Origin of the sequence: Aquimarina spongiae, assembly GCF_900141785.1 — a bacterium.
Lineage (GTDB): Bacteria > Bacteroidota > Bacteroidia > Flavobacteriales > Flavobacteriaceae > Aquimarina > Aquimarina spongiae.
In genome coordinates, this window is sequence record NZ_FQYP01000005.1 from 92,535 (window position 1) to 111,498 (window position 18,964).

Here is an 18,964-nt window from a genome sequence, read left to right on the forward strand (position 1 = left end):
TCAAATGAAATAAGGAAAAGCCCCTGCTTTTAGGCGGGGGTTATTTTATTAGAGTAACTTCAGGAAAAGCTGCCTTATAACCAAACCAAAACGCATTGTGTGTAGGAACTCTTTTTAAAACCTCTTGCGTTTTCGTATTGATTAATTCTTCTTCTTCCAACTTCCAGGAGTTACCTTTACTATCGGTTGCTGTAGACTGTCCATCATATGCTACAAATTCAATAGTCTTGTTGAAATATACCCGATGTGCTCCACTTTTATCCGTAAATACAATAAAGTTTTTTTGATTGATGATACCGGTATGTATAGGATTCTTTCGTAGATATTTAGAAGAAATGGCAATGTTTTCTTCAGTCTCTCCAGGTAGTCGTATGGCCAGAATCTCTTGCTTGTTTTTTAATCGCTTGTCTTTTTCAGGAATATTAAACATTAACTCATCTGTAGAAAAGTAGTCTTTGTAGGCTATCCCTTCGTCATAATTACGATCATGTCCAGTTTTAAGAGACAATACTTTAGTTTCTGGATGCCTCTTTTTCCATTCGCCCCAAGTGGTGGTGACCACACTAAGGTATTCGAGTTCAATCCCTTTATCTACCAAAGGTCCAATAACTGGCTTTCCCCATAAGGTGTTCCATAAAGATTGTGTTTTTTTATCATACATTAATTTGTTCGAACGATATAAAAAACCACTGGTACCCATTTGGTATTGCACGCCATTTTGTTCAGTTTTATAAAGAATAACAGTGCCGCACAGTGTACAATACACCCCAGCTACCGGAACTCCTCCAACCTGGTCTGTAAACATTTCGTGCCAAGCCAAAATTCGTTTGGGATAAGCCCGTGTATCTCCATTGATCGATATCCCAAATACAATATGATCATCTTCCAAATATCTGGCCTGATTGGCGTTGATCATATTGGGATTTCGCAATGGAGGAATCCCATCCTGAATAACACCACCCCAACGTACTTCGTCTAATCGGATTTTGGATTGACCTTGGCGACTCAAAAAATACTTAGCAAATCTGGAATCTATCGCTCTGTGTAAAGCAGCTTTAAAAAAGTAATATCCTTCATTATACGTAGCATCTTTGTTCCAAAGATACTCGTACCATTGGTTGAAATCGTAGGTATAATTTTTACCTGTCTTTTTTTGCAAGATATTCAGAAGCTTACTGGAGGTAGAAGGGCTTTTTAAAAAATAAAGACTTTCTATGGCCAAAGCTTCAAAATCTTCAGACCAATTATCGTTAATGTATATCAACGCTTTTTGATGTGTATTACGATCTCTGGTGGCAAAAAAATCTAAAAAATAATCATAATCCTGTTTGGGAAAATGATTGCCATTTTGAGCTTCCAAGGTTCCTAATTGCATACACGCCAAAAGGATAAACACAATCTTTTTCATAGACTTACTTTTTAGGTAAGTCGTTATGGATAGTGGATATCAACAGATTTTAAGGAAACTTTAGAGAATTAAATTCGCGCTTGGTAGGTATACAAGTCAAAATACCTGCCTTCGGCTTTGATTAATTCATCATGAGTTCCACGCTCCGCAATGTTTCCAGATTCAATGACAAGTATCTGATCTGCTTTTTTGATGGTGCTTAATCTGTGGGCAATCACAAAAGTGGTACGCCCTTTCATGAGTTCGGCAAGACTTTTTTGTATCAAGGCTTCGCTTTCGGTATCCAGATTCGATGTGGCTTCGTCTAGAATAATAATTTTTGGATCAGCTAATATCGCTCTGGCTATAGCGATACGTTGGCGTTGTCCTCCGGATAATTTCACCCCTCGTTCTCCTATTAGTGTATCTAACCCATCTTCAAAACGATCCGTAAATTCATTTACGTAAGCCGCCTTTACTGCAGATTGTAATTGTGCTTCGGTAGCATCAGGACGAGGGAACAGAATGTTTTCACGAATAGTACCTTCAAACAAAAATTCATCTTGGAGTACCACTCCCAGATTCTTACGATAACTCTTGAGTTTTACTTTAGAGATATCATGGCTATCTATGGTAATGACCCCGGATTTTGGATTGAGAAAAGTAGCCGCCAATCCTGCAATGGTAGATTTTCCTGAACCTGAGCTTCCCACCAAAGCAGTTACCGAACCAGACTGAGCCCTAAAGCTTATGTTGTGCAATACTTCTTTTCCTTCTTCATAGGCAAAACTCACATTGTCGAAAATAATATCTCCATCGATTTGATCCAAAACAATATTTCTATCCTCAATCTCTTCTTCGGGAGTCATGTTCATCAATTCTTCGGTCCTGTCGAGACCAGCAAGAGCTTCGGTTAATTGACTTCCAATATTGCTCATTTGCACAATGGGAGCGATCATAAAGGCAAGCACCATAGTAAAAAACAGAAAATCACCCGTGGTCATACTGTCTTGCATCATAAAATAACCACCGATCCCCATGATTCCTGTAGAGGCAATACCTGCCAAAAGGAAGGTAGAAGAACTTGTCATTAATGCAGTGGCAGTCAAACTCTTTTTTACATTCTGAAACAATCGATCAACTCCTCTTTCAAAAATCTTATTCTCTTGTTCTTCGGCATTAAATCCTTTGATGACTCTTACACCTGCTAGCGTTTCGGTAAGTCTACCTTTTACTTCAGCATTAATTTCACCTCTAGCTCTAAAAATAGGTCGAATATATTTGAAGGCTTTAAGAGCGATTATACCAAATAGAGTAACAGGAACAAGTACAAATAGGGTCATCCAGGGATTGATATAAATTAAAAGAATCAAAGAAACAATGGCTGTAAACGTACCGCCAACCAGTTGCACTAATCCTGTACCGATCAAATTTCGGACTCCTTCAACATCACTCATAATTCGCGATACAAGAGAACCGGATTTTGTGTTGTCAAAAAAACTAATAGGAAGTGAAAGCACCTTTTTTTGAACCTGTGCACGCAATTCTGAGATGAGGTATTGGGCTTGTACACTCAAAATTCGGGTTAAAAGAAAGGATGTGGTCGCTTGAATCAATATGGCAAGCCCCACGACGATCAATAACTCATATAATTCACCCATATCTTTACTAGGGATTACTTCATCCAGTAAAGCTTTACTTTTCCAGGGTAAAATCAGACCAGCTATTCTATTAAAAATGATTAAAACCAATCCAATAAAGACCAAATTACGTCTTGGCCAAATAATGGTTTTAAATGCGGTGATCATACTCACCTTAGGTTTCTTTTTGCTCTTTGTTTTATCTTTTGTATTCATTGGTGTTTTTTAGTTTGAAATTGAGAAATAGCAACCTATAGCGATTATTATTTCCATACCCTTTATGACCGGCAACAAGAATTGCGATGTTGGGAAATACTTTTTTAAGTTTTGTAATAAATCATTTGGTAATATTAGCATCCACAGATTCGCTTTCCTTGATCGTAAACGTCGATCAAATACGCTCCAAAAATGATCTTTTTTTATAGGAAATCAGTTGAATGCATAGCAATACAAATAAGCGTGGCTTACTCATAGGATTGATCCTCATATGGTCGGGTGGTTTTCTTCTTTTTGATTAATCGTAGAACTAAGATATAAATCCCAACGGGAATTCCGACCCAAATGAGTTCACTTAACAATACTTTAATGCCCCAAATTCCAAAAAAGTTACTGGCTCCAATAGGCGATACCATGATCGGGCGCCAAGGAAAGAAATATCGGGCATCATCAAATGGTGAGAAAAAAGCAATGCCCAATCCACCTGTAGTCATGGCATCCAAAACTCCATGAGAAGCTGTGCATAGCGTAAAGTATAGGATTAAGAGTAACCCGATACGTGAGAAAAAGTGTCTTCGATAAAAAATGATGGTAACCAAAAATCCTAGCAAGACTGCAAAAACCAGTGAATGCGAAAACCCTCGATGCCCCCAAAAATCTTCATAAGCAATGCCAAATTTAAATCCAACTACATCCGCATCTGGTAACATAGCACATAAGATGCCAAGGATCCAGAATTTTGTATTGATCATGGATTTGGGAAAGGTCTTTCCAATGCCATATGCCAAGAAACCATGGGTAAATATAGAAGCCATAAATAGCAATTGTTTTTAAGCGCTTAATATCTTGATTTATCGCTTCTTTCGTTTTTTATTCTTTTGATTAAACGTCTTATCCCCACGAGTTTTGGGTTTTTTGTACTTCTTTTTGATCTCTCGTTTGTACTTTCCACCCAGATTTACCTTTTTGTTTTTTTCCTTTTTTTCATGAAAGGCTGCACCAGCTTCATCATCGTTAGGGCGTTTATGGGGATTATAGATTTCCTTGATTTTGGGTTGCTCTTCTGGGGTAAGTTCTTCAGAAATTTCTACAGCTTCCGGAAAAGAAAGCTGTTCTATCTTCATTTCCATTAGTGCTTCAATGGCTTCGAGAGATTCTTCCTCTTGCGAAGTTACCATGATGATGGCGTTTCCTTTCTTTTGCGCTCTACCCGTTCTACCGATACGGTGCATATAATTCTCAGGGTAAGCAGGAGTATCTACATTGATTACATGAGAGATATCGTCGATATCCAATCCTCTGGCCATAACATCAGTGGCGATCAAAATACGATGTTCTCCACTTTCGAATTGTTCTATGCTTCGAAGACGATAGTTTTGAGTTTTGTTAGAATGAATAACAGCGCATTGGTTAGGGAATGTTCTTTCGAATCGCTCAAACAAACGATCTGCCATACGCTTGTTGGCTACAAACAGCAGGGTTTTTTGAAACGCTTCGTTGTCTTCGAGAAGATATTCCAGTAGATTTACTTTGGTATAAAAGTTTGCCGTGCTATAGACATACTGTTTGATGTTCTCCAGCGGTGTTCCACTTTTGGCAATCGATATTTTTTTAGGATTGATAAAAATATCTTTGATGATTTCTTCGACCTGTTCCGTCATTGTTGCCGAGAACATGATGTTTTGCCGCTGCTGTGGCAGGATATCAAAAATATTCATCAGCTGATGCCTAAATCCTAGGTCCATCATCACATCTACCTCGTCGATTACTAATTTTTGTATGGATTTTAATTGCAATGCCCGACTTACTGCAAGATCATACAAACGACCTGGGGTTGCTACAATAATATCTAACCCTTGAGTAACGATTTGTTTTTGTGTGTTGATATTGGTTCCTCCGTATACACCAGCGATGCGAACGTTGATATAGGTGGATAACTTTTCAATTTCATCTACTACTTGTACTACTAGCTCACGGGTAGGAACGAGCACTAAAACTCTTGGGTTTTGTTGAACCGAATATTTAAGCATTCGCAAAATAGGAAGCATGTAGGCATAGGTTTTACCCGTACCGGTTTGCGCTATCCCCACCACATCTTTACCAGACATGACTACTGGAAATGCTTTTTCCTGAATTGGAGTAGGAGTAGTGAACCCTAAATCGTCTAGAGCGTTTAAAAGTTGAGTACTTAAATTAAGATCTTGAAAAGTCAATGGTATTTATTTTGATGCTACAAAGGTAGCCTTATTTTGTGACTGTATGCATTTTGGTTAATTTTGAAATCAAAATCACACAAATATGAAAAAGATTCTTGCTTTTGCCGGGTCTAACAGCAGCACATCGATCAATCACAAATTAGTAAAGTATGTAGCCTCGGAGATTGAGGAACATGAGATTATGGTCTTGAATTTAAACAGTTACACTATGCCCATGTATAGCGAAGATGAAGAGAAAAAAGGGTTTCCTGCCATGGCTATGGGTTTGAAAAAGGAAATTTCGGAAGCGGATGCTTTGATCATCTCAGTTAATGAACACAACGGAAGTTTTGGTGCTTTTTTCAAAAATATTGTAGACTGGTTATCTCGATTGGACCGTAATTTTTTAGAAGGTAAAAAAATATTATTGATGAGTACTTCTCCAGGAAAAAGAGGAGGGTTAGGCTCCTTAGAATACGCTAAAGGTATTTTCCCGCGTTTTGGAGGTGAGATTATCGAGAGTTTCAGTTTCCCTTCTTTTTATGATAATTTTTCTATGGAATCTGATACGGTATCAGACGAGACACTTTTGTTGGGATTAAAACAAGTTATAAGTACTTTTGCACATCAAATTAAATGATGCCGTGCGAAGTACCCAAAAATATGCTTTAACAGATCCCGTTTCCTTCAAAAATCAAATGTTACAATGGGCACAGATATTTGATGAAGTCATTTTGTTGGATTCTAATTCGTATCAGCAACTGTATTCTAGTTATGATGCTGTTTTGGCTGTTGAGGCCTTTACGGCAATAAAAACGGATCACATAAACGCTTTTGCAGAGTTACAAGAATACCAGGAGAAAACTGCTGATTGGATTTTTGGATATTTATCTTATGATTTGAAGAATGATGTTGAACATTTGATTTCTCAAAACAAAGATGATCTACTATTCCCAGATCTGTATTTTTTTCAACCCAAGAAATTGTTGTTGCTGAAAGGTAACGAATTAGAGATGCACTATCTGCGTATGGTGGATGATGAGATGGATGATGATTTTCAGGAAATCCAGGAGCTACCGGATACAATTCAATTGTTGGAAAAAGAAGATAGCGATTGTGGTAAAGTGAAAATTAGCCTGGGGATGACCAAAGATGTGTATAAGAAAAAGGTGGGGCTGATGCTGGATCATATACATCGGGGAGATATTTATGAAGCCAATTTTTGCCAGGAGTTTTTTGCTAAAGATAGTTGTATAGAGCCTTTACAAACCTACCATCATCTCAACACCATTTCGCAACCACCTTTTGCTACATTTTTGAAGTTCGACAATCAATATTTGTTGTCTGCATCTCCAGAACGATATATTCGAAAAGAAGGAAAGAAAATCATTTCGCAACCTATAAAAGGAACTGCCAAACGAGCCGAAGATAAGACAGAGGATGAAAAGCTTGCAGCGCAATTAAAAGCAGATACAAAAGAACGTTCAGAAAATATTATGATCGTGGATCTGGTGCGTAACGATTTGTCCAGAACTGCGGTCAAAGGCTCGGTTAAGGTAGAAGAACTTTGTGGAGTATATAGCTTCAAGCAAGTACATCAAATGATTTCGACGGTTGTCTCTGAGGTCAAAGAAACAACCTCTCCAGTAGAGGTGATCAAGACTACATTCCCTATGGGGAGTATGACCGGAGCCCCTAAAATTTCTGCTATGCAGATCATTGAAAATCTGGAAGAATCTAAACGCGGATTGTATAGTGGTGCGGTGGGATATTTTACTCCCAAGGGAGACTTCGACTTTAATGTAGTGATACGTAGTATTTTGTATAATGCGGCAGAGAATTATATATCCTACACCGTTGGGGGAGCAATCACAGCCAAATCCGATCCAGATAAGGAGTACGAAGAATGCTTGCTAAAAGCAAAAGCAATGCGCGAAGTACTTGAAGGTGTTTAACTGATTTTTGGAATATTGCTCTAGTCAAATAAGATTTTTTCTAAAGCTCTTCCTTACATTAATAATAGTTTCCTTTACATCATTTGCGGTGATTTCCATGATGGTAGCAATTTCATCAAAATTAAGTTTGCCAAATACAAATAGATCAATGATTTTGGAAGTTTTCATCGGTAACCAACTGTAGAATTTACCTAATAATTTCTGTTTCCTAAAATCCGTAGAGGGCTCTGCGTCAATGATACGAAGGATTTCAGAGTCCAGGTCATCATAGATGAAGTTTTGCTTGTTTTCAGAAGATTGATGGTAGCATATGTCATTCAGATCTTCTTTCATGATTAGTTCGTTACCTTCTGTAGTATACACTTCTTCAAGTTTCTCCAATTCGTTTTTCAGGAAATGATTCGTGCTAATACTTCGCTGATGCCAACCTTCTCTTAGATACAATTCATCAATAAGTTCGTCGGCAATTTTGAAGAGATGTAATTCCAGTGATAAGGTATCCATATGGATATCAAATTCATCCTGGTGTAGTTTTACAATAGCATCGTCGATAATACCGTTAGAACAATACATGTTTTGCGGCAAAATACCAACGCTTTCAGCAATGTATAATCGGTGTTTTACATATGGATGTAAGTGAGGAACAATAGAAAGTAATTTTTTACTAAATTCCCTTTGATCATCAGCCCTATAAAATTTCTGCAATTCATCTGTCCTTGTCATTGGTCCTTGATTTAAGAGTTGTTGTTTTAAAAATAACGAAAACAAACCAATTTTGATGTTAAAAACTTGAAAATCAATGGATAAATCAATGTTTTGAGTGTAATGTTATTGGTAAATCAAAATTGTATATTTGAAAAACCGTAAAAAAAGACAAATATCTTGTTAGCACAGGAATTTAAAGAGCATATTTCTACACAACTCCCTTTTTTGCTGGGGAGCAGAATATTGATTGCCTGTAGCGGAGGATTGGATAGTATGGTGCTTATAAAATTATGTATTGAAACCTCTTTTGAAACAGGAGTTGCACATTGTAATTTTAAGCTTCGAAATGAAGAGAGTGACGGGGATGAAGCTTTTGTAAAAGCATATGCTCAGCAATTACACATTCCCTGTTTTACAACTTCATTTGATACCGAAAAGTACGCGGCTACTCATAATTTATCAATACAAATGGCAGCTCGCGAGCTAAGATATCGTTGGTTTAATGAAATGGCAGAACTCCATCAATACGATTATATTCTTACTGCGCATCACATGGATGATAATCTCGAAACCTTTTTGATCAACTTGTCAAGAGGAACGGGAATAGAAGGGCTTGCCGGTATTCCAGAAGTAAATGGGAAATATATAAGGCCTTTACTTAATTTTTCGAGGGAGGATTTGCTAAAGTTTGCCAAGAAACGAAAGTTACAATGGAGAGAGGATAGTAGTAATAAGAGTACCAAATACCTTAGAAATAAATTGAGGCATGATGTGATCCCAGAGTTGAAAACTATTAACCCAAGCCTACTTAAAAATTTTCAAACTACTGTGGCCAATATACAAGCCAGTGCTAACTTTATCAAATCACAAGTTCTCTTGCTAAAAAAAGAGCTGTTCCTCTTGGGGGAAAATGGTGTTATTAAAATTCCGATTAATCGATTACAGAATTATGGTAATTCAAAGAGTAGCTTATTTTTCTTATTAAAGGATTATGGGTTTACAGCTTGGAGTGATATCGAACAAATGGTAACTGCACAATCCGGGAAACAGATTTTTTCTGCAACCCATCGTTTGGTAAAGGATCGAGAACATTTATTATTAAGTCCAATAATCGAAGAATTACCAGATCATGTGTATTCAATTCCTGAAGAAGAAACCATGTTAATGTTTCCTTCTGGAACGATGCGTTTTAAGGAGGTTGAGGAGATGGAAAGTGCAAATTTGAAGACGATTTTTGTAGATAAAGAAAAGTTAAAGTACCCTTTGAGTGTAAGAAAATGGAAAGAAGGCGACTACTTTTATCCACTGGGAATGAAAGGGAAAAAGAAATTAAGTAAATATTTTAAAGACGAAAAATTATCTTTGTTAGCCAAAGAACGAGTATGGTTGTTGTGTTCTGGAAAAGAAGTCGTTTGGATCATCAATTACAGAGCAGACAATCGATATAAAATTATGCCCCAAACTAATCAAATACTAAAAATAACTATAACCTAATGCGCTATCTACTACTATTTATAACCCTATTGTCTACATCTGTTTTTTCTCAAACCCTCGATCCAATTGAATGGAATGCAGGAATTGAAAAAGAAACAGAGGATACGTATGTCTTAAAATTTACGGCCAAACTGGATAAAGGATGGCATCTATATTCAATACACGAGGTAGAAACCGATGAAATAGCTCCAGTACCCACAGAGTTTACCTTCTACCCAACACCAGACACCTACGAGTTAGTTGGAGAGACTATAGAGCCTAAGGGAATTGAAAAGTTTGATAAGATTTTTGAGATGGATATAAAGTACTTTGAAGAGAAAGTAACTTTTACCCAAAAAATAAAACGCATTAATCCCAATTTAAAAAGCGTTAAGGCGGAGGTTTTCTTTTCCATATGTGATGACGAGCGTTGTTTGGCTCCCGAAACGGTAGAATTTGATATTAGTTTTTCGGGTGCAGCTTCAGAGAACAAAGGAGATGCTTCTGCAATAACTGATAATGATCGTAATAAGTCTGATGCGTTACATATTGATATACAAGGGAAAGAAAAATTTCCATCAGAAGAGGTAGAAAAGAAAAGTTATTTCAACATCTTTATTTTAGGTTTTTTAGGTGGTTTGATTGCACTGCTTACACCTTGTGTATTTCCTATGATACCGCTCACGGTATCGTTTTTTACTAAGAGTGCCAATAACAAGAAAAAAGGAATGTTTAATGCTATTTTGTATGGCTTTTTCATTTTTGCAATATATGTGCTGTTAAGTTTGCCATTCCATTTATTGGATTCTGTAGATCCAGAGATTTTGAATAATATCTCTACGAATGTGACGCTTAATATCTTATTTTTTGTCATATTTATTGTTTTCGCAATTTCCTTTTTCGGGTATTTTGAGATTACTTTACCTGCATCTTGGAGCAATAAGCTAGATAGTAAGGCAACGAGTATAGGAGGAATTGTAGGTGTATTTTTTATGGCACTTACATTAGCTTTGGTTTCCTTTTCTTGTACAGGACCGATTTTAGGATCGTTGTTAGGAGGATCTCTAAGTACCGATGGTGGAGCGATGCAGTTAAGTTTTGGTATGGGAGGTTTTGGATTGGCCTTGGCATTGCCATTTGGGCTATTTGCCTTGTTTCCAAATTGGTTAAACTCTCTACCAAAAAGTGGAGGGTGGTTGAATACGGTTAAAGTGGTACTTGGATTCATTGAGCTAGCCTTAGCTTTCAAATTCTTGTCTAATGCCGATCTTGTAGAGCATTGGGGACTATTGAAACGAGAAATATTTATCGGTATCTGGATTGTTATCGGAATAGGGATGGTTCTCTATTTGTTTGGAAAAATCCGTTTTCCGCATGATGGCCCTTTACAAAAATTAAGTACAGCAAGAAAAACACTGGGAGTAGTCACCTTGGCCTTTGTGATTTATTTATTACCTGGCCTTACCAATACAGCTTATGCAAATCTAAAGTTGTTAAGTGGTTTCCCGCCTCCGTTATTTTATAGTGTTTATGAAAAAGAAGCGCATGGCCCACTTGGATTAAATGCATATACCGATTTTGAAGAAGGGGTGAAAGCCGCCAAAGCTCAAAACAAACCGATTATGTTGGATTTTACGGGATGGGCGTGTGTAAATTGTAGAAAGATGGAAGAGCAGGTTTGGAGTCACCCAGAAATCATTGAGATATTAAAAGATAGATATACATTGATTTCATTATATGTAGATGATCGCAAAAAACTATCGGACAATGAGCGATTTAAGTTTCTGAAACCTGATGGAAGAGTTAAAAATATAAAAACTATTGGGGACAAATGGGCAACTTTTCAGACCCTTAATTTTCAGAATAATTCACAACCCTATTATGTTCTTTTGGATAGTAATATGAATATGCTAAACCGCACCACAGCGTATACTCCCGATGTCAAAGAGTATCTAAAATGGTTAAAGACGGGATTAAAGAATCATAATTCTAAATAATCGTTTTTGATGTTGTTATAATTTTTTATTATAGTCATCATGTAAGTACGTTTGTTTTTTTCGACTTACTTAGTGTTCAAACCTTAATACATTGAAGAATGCTAAGTGAAAAATTAGAACTTTCCAGATGTTTTCCGTTTATCGAAAAAGAGCTTGAAGATGAAATGCTTTCTTTTGGGCAATTAAAAAGTATTCCCAAAGGAGAGTATGTTGTAAAACAAGGAAGCTACCTTAACTTTCTTCCAATCATATTAGACGGTTTGATTAAAATGTATGCCGAAGAGGAGGAAGTAGAATTTTTGCTATACTACATTCATCCAGGACAATGCTGTATTTTGAGTTTTAATCATTTGTTTGGACAAGAACCTGTTCGTTTCTCAGCGGTTACAGAAAAAGAAACCAAGGTGTTATGCCTACCCATTAAAAATGTAAAAGAATGGTTTTTTAAATATCCATCATTCACGCAAATCATACTAAAAGACTTTCAACGTAATTACGAGGATCTATTGAATACTACAAAACAAGTAGTGTGTTATAAAATAGAAGATAGATTGGTGAATTACCTTACTGAAAAAGCGAAGCTTCAAAATTGCAATATGATACAAATGTCTCATCAGCAGATAGCTTCAGATTTAGGAACTTCAAGAGAAGTAGTTTCGAGGCTTACCAAAAAATTACAAGCTACGGATTTACTGATTCAGCATAAAAGACATATCGAACTAAAACAATTGCAAGTAAGCTAAAATAATAGTTTTTCTACCCTTTGCTTTTAGGTGCCAAATTGGTGCCTAAAAGTGTATGTATTTTTGTTTGTAATCATTTGATTATCAATCAATTAAATAACAAATTTTTAACAATTTACGGTGACTTTTGTCACCGTTTTTTGGTTTTGATTGCGATTAATTTTGTCTCAAGTAAAATGAACAAATAAAAGTATATATCATGAAAAAAATTAATCTTTACTTTTTTATTGCTTTAATAGCATTCGCATCGTGTAGCGATGACGACGATGTAGTGACACCTCCGGATAATCCGGATCCTGTCGAAAACAATGTTGTAATCAACGAAATTAGATTTCTAGGTACCGACTTGGTAGAAATTTTTAACCGAGGAGATCAGGAAGCAGACCTTAGTGATTACTGGTTATGTTTAGGACCTGGTACTTACCAAAGAATTGGAGAAATCACTCCAGAAAGTGGAAGTGTTGTAATTCCTGCAGGGGGATATTTGGTATTACCTTACAATTTACCTGATACGGATGCAGGTTTAGGATTGTATTCTTCAAACGAATTCACCAATGCTGATGCACTTGTAGACTTCGTGCAGTATGGATCTGGTGGAAGCGCTAGAGAAGATGTGGCTGTCGCCGCTGGTTTATGGGCAGCAGGAGAGTTTGTTCCTGCCACAACAGATGCCGATAACAGTATTATCTTTGATGGAGAAGGTAATGGTGCTGCAAATTGGGCAGAAACTACTACTGTGACATTTGGAGCAGAAAACGTATTAACAATGCCTGTTAATGATGTACGTTCTATCGTGTTTAACGAGGTAAATTATGGGGAAGACAAATTAATCGAGTTATGGAATAATGGTACGGTATCAGTAGATTTGGCACCATACTGGTTATGTCTTGGTCCTGGTCAATATTTACAGATTGAAAACGCAACTGTGGTAAGCGGTAATAGAGAACTTGCACCAGGTGAATTTTTGGTAGTAAACTGGGATATGTTAAGTAATAATGAAGGACTGGGATTATATTCTACTAATACCTTTGCTAGTGCTGATGCTATCATTGATTTCGTGCAATGGGGATCCGGAGGAAATCCTAGAGAAAATGTTGCGGTTGAAGCCGGAATCTGGACTGCAGGAGACTTTATTCCAGAGGTAAGATTACCAAGTTTTAGTATCGCGTACGATGGAGAAGGAGATGCTTCTACAGATTGGGAAGAGAGAGTTAATCCAACTTTTGGACAAGGTAATGCTACTACGGTAACCAATAGAACATTTGCTGTTACCATCAGAAATACTGTAAATTACTTATATGCTGCTCCATTTGCAGAAAACGCACCTGTAGGAGCTTTGAACGGAACATTAACCAAAACATTTAAAGCTGTTCCAGGAGCAAAATTAAATTTTGCAACAATGTCTGCGGCTACGAATGATTGGTTTTTTGGACCAAGAGGAGTAGGGATAGATTTATTTAACGGACAAACAGCTGTAACCGGAGATATTACAGATCAAGTTTTACTTTGGGATCTAGGTACAGAAGAAGAAGAAGCAGCCTTTATCGCTACGGTACAATCAGGACCAAACATGGGGAACCCAGATGATGACAATACCGTTAGAATCATACAAGAAGATGTAAGTGCTGATATTCGAGTAGAACTAGCATATGATGAGCCGACTAGAGAATTTACATTGACCATTACGAACTTACAAGGTGCTGGAAATGGAATCGTTATTACTCCTGGATTAGTTGTACTACATGCTCAAAATAACCCTTTATTTACTCTAGGGCAGCCTGATAGAGGAGTAGGTCTTGAAGCAATTGCAGAAGACGGTCTTCCTGCCGAATTAAATGACTGGTTCAATGAATTAGGTACGCAAGGAACACCACTTAGGTTATCTTCTTCATTAACACCTTTATCTCCTTCATTTATCTATGCTTTTAATACAGACAGAGATCCATGGTTTACCCAAGGAGAAGCAGCAAAAGCATCTAGCGGATTAGAAGAGATTGCAGAAGATGGTGATAGAAGTGTAGCATACAATTATCTAAAAGATTTTGGGATCCCTACAGCTTTACCAACCGAGGCAGGACCGATTATGCCAGGTGGGGTACATACCTTCACAATAGAGGTTCCAGAAGGACAAGATTATAAATTAGGCTTCGGTACTATGTTCGTTCAATCAAACGATTGGTTTATCAGTACAAACAATGTTGGATTGGTATTGTTTAATCCAGATGGATCAGCTTTCTCTGGAGTGAGCGAAAGTTCAAATACGTACTTATATGATGCAGGTACAGAAGATGATGAGCCGGTAGGTTTTGGGCCAAATCAGGTAATGAGACAAACTGCGCTTAATACAGGACCGGCAGATGCTGATACCTCTGTAAGAAGAGTTTCATCTCTAGAAGATGTTCAATTCGGAAAAGGAGTGATCAATAGTGGGCCTGGAGTAACATGGTTTGGAGATCCAAGAGGAGGATATAACCTTATTGAAGTTGAAATCACGCCACAATAGTGCTTACCCCAAAGCCAAAATATCTATATAAGGGGATATAGATATAATAATAGATCGCGGGAAAAACCTTTGGCATATTAGCCAAAGGTTTTTATTTATGATAATATCTCAGGGATAACTAGATAATATCGCTGAACCTGTGTTAAAATCTCCTTAAAGATATCTTTATGGCTACACCATTTTTTTATCTTCAGCGACAAACTAAATTAACATCAATGCAAGTCTTAAAAATTAACTATTTTACGTTATTCGTACTATTTATTTCCTTTATAGGGTTTTCTCAACAGGATAATGCATACGAAGTAAAAGATCACTACACAAAGAAAGAGGTTGATATCGTAATGCGAGATGGTACCAAGTTACATACAACCATTTATTCCCCAAAAGATACTTCAAAAAAGTATCCTATTCTAATGCAACGAACTCCATATAGTTCTAGACCATATGGAGAGGGACAATTTAGATCTCAGATTGGTCCCAACAAGTATATGATGCAAGAAGGTAATATCATTGTTTATCAGGATGTAAGAGGTCGTTGGATGAGTGAAGGAGTTTATGATAACATGCGGGCTTATATCCCTAATAAAAAAGGAAAACAATTCGACGAAGCCAGTGATACTTACGATACTATAGATTGGCTAGTGAAAAATGTTGCTAATAACAATGGAAATGTTGGAGTATGGGGGATTTCGTACCCAGGGTTTTACGCGACGTATTCCTTGTTAGATTCACACCCAGCGTTAAAGGCGGTTTCACCTCAGGCGTGTATTGGAGATTTCTTTTTTGATGATTTTCATCACAATGGAGCATATCTTTTAAGTTATTGGAGAGCGACTGCAGTATTTGGTTATGAAAAAACACAACCTACAGACAAAGGGTGGTATAGTTTTCCAGATCTAAAAAGCAAAGATCAATATCAGTTTTTCTTAGATGCCGGTCCTTTAAGTAATCTGGATCAATATTATAAAGAGGATAATGTGTTTTGGACACAATTAAAAGAACATCCTAATTATGATGAGTTTTGGCAAAAAAGAGGAATCATCCAACATCTTGAAAATATTAAACCTGCTGTAATGGTAGTAGGAGGACTTTTTGATGCTGAAGACTTATATGGTCCATTCGAGACCTATGAAAACATAGAAAAAAGAAGTGATAATTATAATATTATGGTTTTTGGTCCTTGGAGTCATGGAGATTGGGCCAGAAGTAAAGACCGTCAGGCTATAGGAAATGTATATTTTGGAGATAAAATTTCTGAAAATTACCAAAAGAATGTGGAGACCAGATTTTTTAATCGTTTCCTGAAAGATGACACCGAAAAAGAAGCTTTACCAGAAATACAGATCTTTGATACGGGAGCGAAGAAATGGGATGCTTTTGAAACCTGGCCACCAAAAAATGTTGAAAAGAAAACATTTTATCTGGCAGATGGTCTTACCGAAGCAAAAGGGGATGGCGCTTCAGAATTTATAAGTGATCCTAAAAAACCAGTACCATACTCAGAGGATGTGAAGATGGTATTTACGCCAAGAAAATATATGACCGACGATCAAAGATTTGCTGCTCGTCGTCCAGATGTTCTGGTATTCGAAACACCTGTGTTGACAGGGGATGTTACTTTGTCTGGAGAAATATTAGCCAAATTAAAAGTGGCTACTACAGGAACGGATGCAGACTGGGTAGTAAAATTAGTGGATGTATTTCCTAATGACGCCGAAGATACTCAAGAAACCCAGAAATATTTAAAAATGGGGAACTATCATATGATGGTTCGTAGTGAGGTAATGAGAGGTCGTTTTAGAAACGATTTCAGTAAACCGGAACCTTTTACTGCGAATGAAAAGACAGCTGTAAATATTAAATTACAGGATGTGCATCATACCTTTAAGAAAGGGCATAAGATTCAGATTCAGGTTCAGAGTACTTGGTTTCCATTAATTGATTTGAACCCTCAGACTTTTGTGCCAAATATATTTAAAGCAAAAGCATCAGACTTCAAAAAACAGACGCATAAGGTATTTCATGATTCTGCTATCGAAGTTTCAATTTTAAAATAAACCATTACCCTAAATACATGTGTAACATGCAAAATATTTTAAGAACAAGTACTCTTGTAATGTTTGTAGCGTTTGCTTTAGCAAGTTGTAAACAAGAAAATAAGGAGACCGCTACCGAAGTTTCGAGTGCTGAAAGTATAGAAGAGCATTCCAAAAATTTGAATGATTGGTTTGAAGCTCAATTTCAGGAAGAAGTAAAATTATCTCCAATGACTCAAACCTACTTAGGAGTTAAAACGGAAGATTATGGTAAATGGGATGACATTTCTTCAAAGAGAGAAGCAGAAGACTTAGAACGAGTAAAAAGACGCTTAGCATATCTTAATGATTCTGTAGATGTGTCTTTGCTTAATGATGCTACCCAGTTGAGCTATACTTTGATGAAACAAGATCTTGAAGATGAAATTGAAGATTTTCAATATCGTTTCTATGATTATCCGGTAAATCAAATGCACGGTATGCAAGCCGAAATACCTGCGTTTATGATAAATATGCACCGGATTTCAGCAAAGAGTGATGCAGAAGCTTATATTTCCAGATTGAATGGGATCGATGCGCTGTTTACGCAACTCGTAGAAAACATGAAAATACGAGAGAAAAATGGAATTTTACCTCCAAAGTTTGTATTCACAAAAGTTTTGGATGATAGTAAAAATATTATCACGGGTAAGCCCTTTGATGAATCTAAAGAAGAAAGTACATTATTGGCTGATTTTAAAGGTAAAATAACTTCGCTAGAATTATCAGATGAAGAAAATCAAGAACTCATAGCAAATGCAAGAAAAGCATTGTTAGATGGCGTAAAACCAGGGTATGAAAAACTGATTACTTTGTTAGAAAAACAACAACAAAGAGCAACTACAGACGATGGAGCCTGGAAGTTTCCGAAAGGAGATAAATTCTATAATATAGCATTAAAAAGGACAACAACTACTAGTATGACAGCAGACCAAATTCATGATTTGGGTCTAAAAGAAGTAGAGCGTATACATAGTGAGATGCGAGATATTATGAAGCAGGTAAAATACGAGGGGACCTTGCAAGATTTCTTTAAGTATATGAAAGAGGATAAGAAGTTCTATTATCCTAATACTGAAGAAGGAAAAGCGGCCTATCTAAAAAAGGCTGTAGGACTAATCGATAACCTGAAATCAAGATTGGACGAGTTGTTCATCACAAAACCCAAAGCGGATATCGTCGTAAAAGCTGTAGAGCCTTTTAGAGAAAAAAGTGCTGGTAAAGCATTTTATCAACGGGGTACACCTGATGGATCTAGACCAGGAACCTATTATGCAAACCTTTATGATATGGAAGCCATGCCTATATATCAAATGGAAGCTTTGGCATATCATGAAGGAATCCCAGGACATCATATGCAAATATCGATAGCGCAAGAGTTACAGGATATACCAAAGTTTAGAAAGTTTGGTGGATATACTGCCTACATAGAAGGTTGGGGGCTTTACAATGAGCTCTTACCAAAAGAAATAGGCCTTTACAGTGATCCGTATTCGGATTTTGGTCGATTGGCAATGGAACTTTGGAGAGCATGTAGATTAGTTGTAGACACTGGGATTCACGCTAAAAAATGGACGAGAGAAGAAGGGATAAAGTACTATGCCACAAATACTCCTAACGCAGAAAGCGATGCTATTAAAATGGTAGAAAGGCATATTGTAATGCCTAGCCAGGCTACGGCATATAAAATAGGAATGAATAAAATTCTGGAATTGAGAGAAAATGCAAAGAAGGAATTAGGAGAGCAATTTGATATTCGGGAGTTTCACGATGTTGTGCTCACAAATGGAGCAGTTCCGCTTAATGTGCTAGATAATTTGGTAGATGAATGGGTAAAGAGTAAAGAAACAAAATAAGAATACACAAAAGAGCGAAATGCTTTGTTGAGAAAGTAGATTGTTTTCATAAACAATCTACTTTTTTTATGCGAAGTTTTTTTGAAACCAAGCGTAAAGTAATTTTAATAATAATACTTCTAATTGATCCACGATATGTAGTGGTAAAATGTCTCCTATAATTCAAATATAATTGTGAAAGCTTTGTCTTGGTTTTTTAAAAATAAACAATTGAAAGTT

The 18,964-nt window shown here is 36.7% G+C and carries 13 protein-coding genes; 8 read left to right on the forward strand and 5 right to left on the reverse strand.

What is annotated here, in order from left to right; genetic code table 11:
* Positions 1-40: 40 nt before the first annotated feature.
* The 4 genes from BUE24_RS12190 to BUE24_RS12205 all read right to left on the reverse strand — a co-directional run bounded on the left by BUE24_RS12190 (position 41) and on the right by BUE24_RS12205 (position 5,456).
* Positions 41-1,408, reverse strand: a complete 1,368-nt coding sequence (locus tag BUE24_RS12190) for a DUF3179 domain-containing protein (protein ID WP_073316307.1) — start codon at positions 1,406-1,408, stop codon at positions 41-43.
* Positions 1,409-1,476: 68 nt separating this feature from the next.
* Positions 1,477-3,243: an ABC transporter ATP-binding protein gene (locus BUE24_RS12195; protein ID WP_073316308.1), complete on the reverse strand. Its 1,767-nt coding sequence runs from the start codon at positions 3,241-3,243 to the stop codon at positions 1,477-1,479.
* Between the two features lie 248 nt (positions 3,244-3,491).
* Positions 3,492-4,058, reverse strand: coding sequence for a metal-dependent hydrolase (locus BUE24_RS12200; protein ID WP_073316309.1), 567 nt, complete (start codon positions 4,056-4,058; stop codon positions 3,492-3,494).
* Positions 4,059-4,094: 36 nt separating this feature from the next.
* The gene (locus tag BUE24_RS12205; RefSeq protein WP_073316310.1) at positions 4,095-5,456 is read right to left on the reverse strand and encodes a DEAD/DEAH box helicase; all 1,362 of its coding nucleotides are present in this window, start codon (positions 5,454-5,456) and stop codon (positions 4,095-4,097) included.
* Positions 5,457-5,541: 85 nt separating this feature from the next.
* Between BUE24_RS12205 and BUE24_RS12210 the strand changes: the two genes are divergently transcribed.
* Entirely contained in the window at positions 5,542-6,078 is a 537-nt protein-coding gene (locus BUE24_RS12210) for an NADPH-dependent FMN reductase (RefSeq protein WP_073316311.1), read from the forward strand.
* Between the two features lie 4 nt (positions 6,079-6,082).
* Positions 6,083-7,393 carry an aminodeoxychorismate synthase component I gene (pabB, locus tag BUE24_RS12215; protein WP_073316610.1) on the forward strand — a complete coding sequence of 437 codons (1,311 nt, stop codon included), beginning with the start codon at positions 6,083-6,085 and terminating at the stop codon, positions 7,391-7,393.
* A 24-nt stretch (positions 7,394-7,417) separates the two neighbouring features.
* On the opposite strand, the gene BUE24_RS12220 is transcribed toward pabB, so the two are convergent.
* Entirely contained in the window at positions 7,418-8,116 is a 699-nt protein-coding gene (locus tag BUE24_RS12220; protein ID WP_073316312.1) for a hypothetical protein, read from the reverse strand.
* A 159-nt stretch (positions 8,117-8,275) separates the two neighbouring features.
* Between BUE24_RS12220 and tilS the strand changes: the two genes are divergently transcribed.
* The 6 genes from tilS to BUE24_RS12250 all read left to right on the forward strand — a co-directional run bounded on the left by tilS (position 8,276) and on the right by BUE24_RS12250 (position 18,745).
* A complete protein-coding gene (gene tilS, locus BUE24_RS12225) occupies positions 8,276-9,592 on the forward strand; it encodes a tRNA lysidine(34) synthetase TilS (RefSeq protein ID WP_073316313.1) in 1,317 nt (438 codons plus the stop codon).
* On the forward strand, positions 9,592-11,568 hold the full coding sequence (locus BUE24_RS12230; protein ID WP_073316314.1) for a protein-disulfide reductase DsbD family protein: 1,977 nt from the start codon (positions 9,592-9,594) through the stop codon (positions 11,566-11,568). The genes tilS and BUE24_RS12230 overlap by 1 nt, the downstream gene beginning before the upstream one ends.
* Before the next feature lie 98 nt (positions 11,569-11,666).
* On the forward strand, positions 11,667-12,311 hold the full coding sequence (locus tag BUE24_RS12235) for a Crp/Fnr family transcriptional regulator (RefSeq protein WP_073316315.1): 645 nt from the start codon (positions 11,667-11,669) through the stop codon (positions 12,309-12,311).
* A 199-nt stretch (positions 12,312-12,510) separates the two neighbouring features.
* Positions 12,511-14,814 (forward strand): spondin domain-containing protein, encoded by a 2,304-nt coding sequence (locus BUE24_RS12240; RefSeq protein WP_073316316.1) that lies wholly within the window; start codon positions 12,511-12,513, stop codon positions 14,812-14,814.
* 215 nt (positions 14,815-15,029) lie between these two features.
* Positions 15,030-16,871: a CocE/NonD family hydrolase gene (locus BUE24_RS12245; protein WP_073316611.1), complete on the forward strand. Its 1,842-nt coding sequence runs from the start codon at positions 15,030-15,032 to the stop codon at positions 16,869-16,871.
* A 26-nt stretch (positions 16,872-16,897) separates the two neighbouring features.
* Positions 16,898-18,745, forward strand: a complete 1,848-nt coding sequence (locus tag BUE24_RS12250) for a DUF885 domain-containing protein (RefSeq protein WP_139241987.1) — start codon at positions 16,898-16,900, stop codon at positions 18,743-18,745.
* Positions 18,746-18,964: the final 219 nt, after the last annotated feature.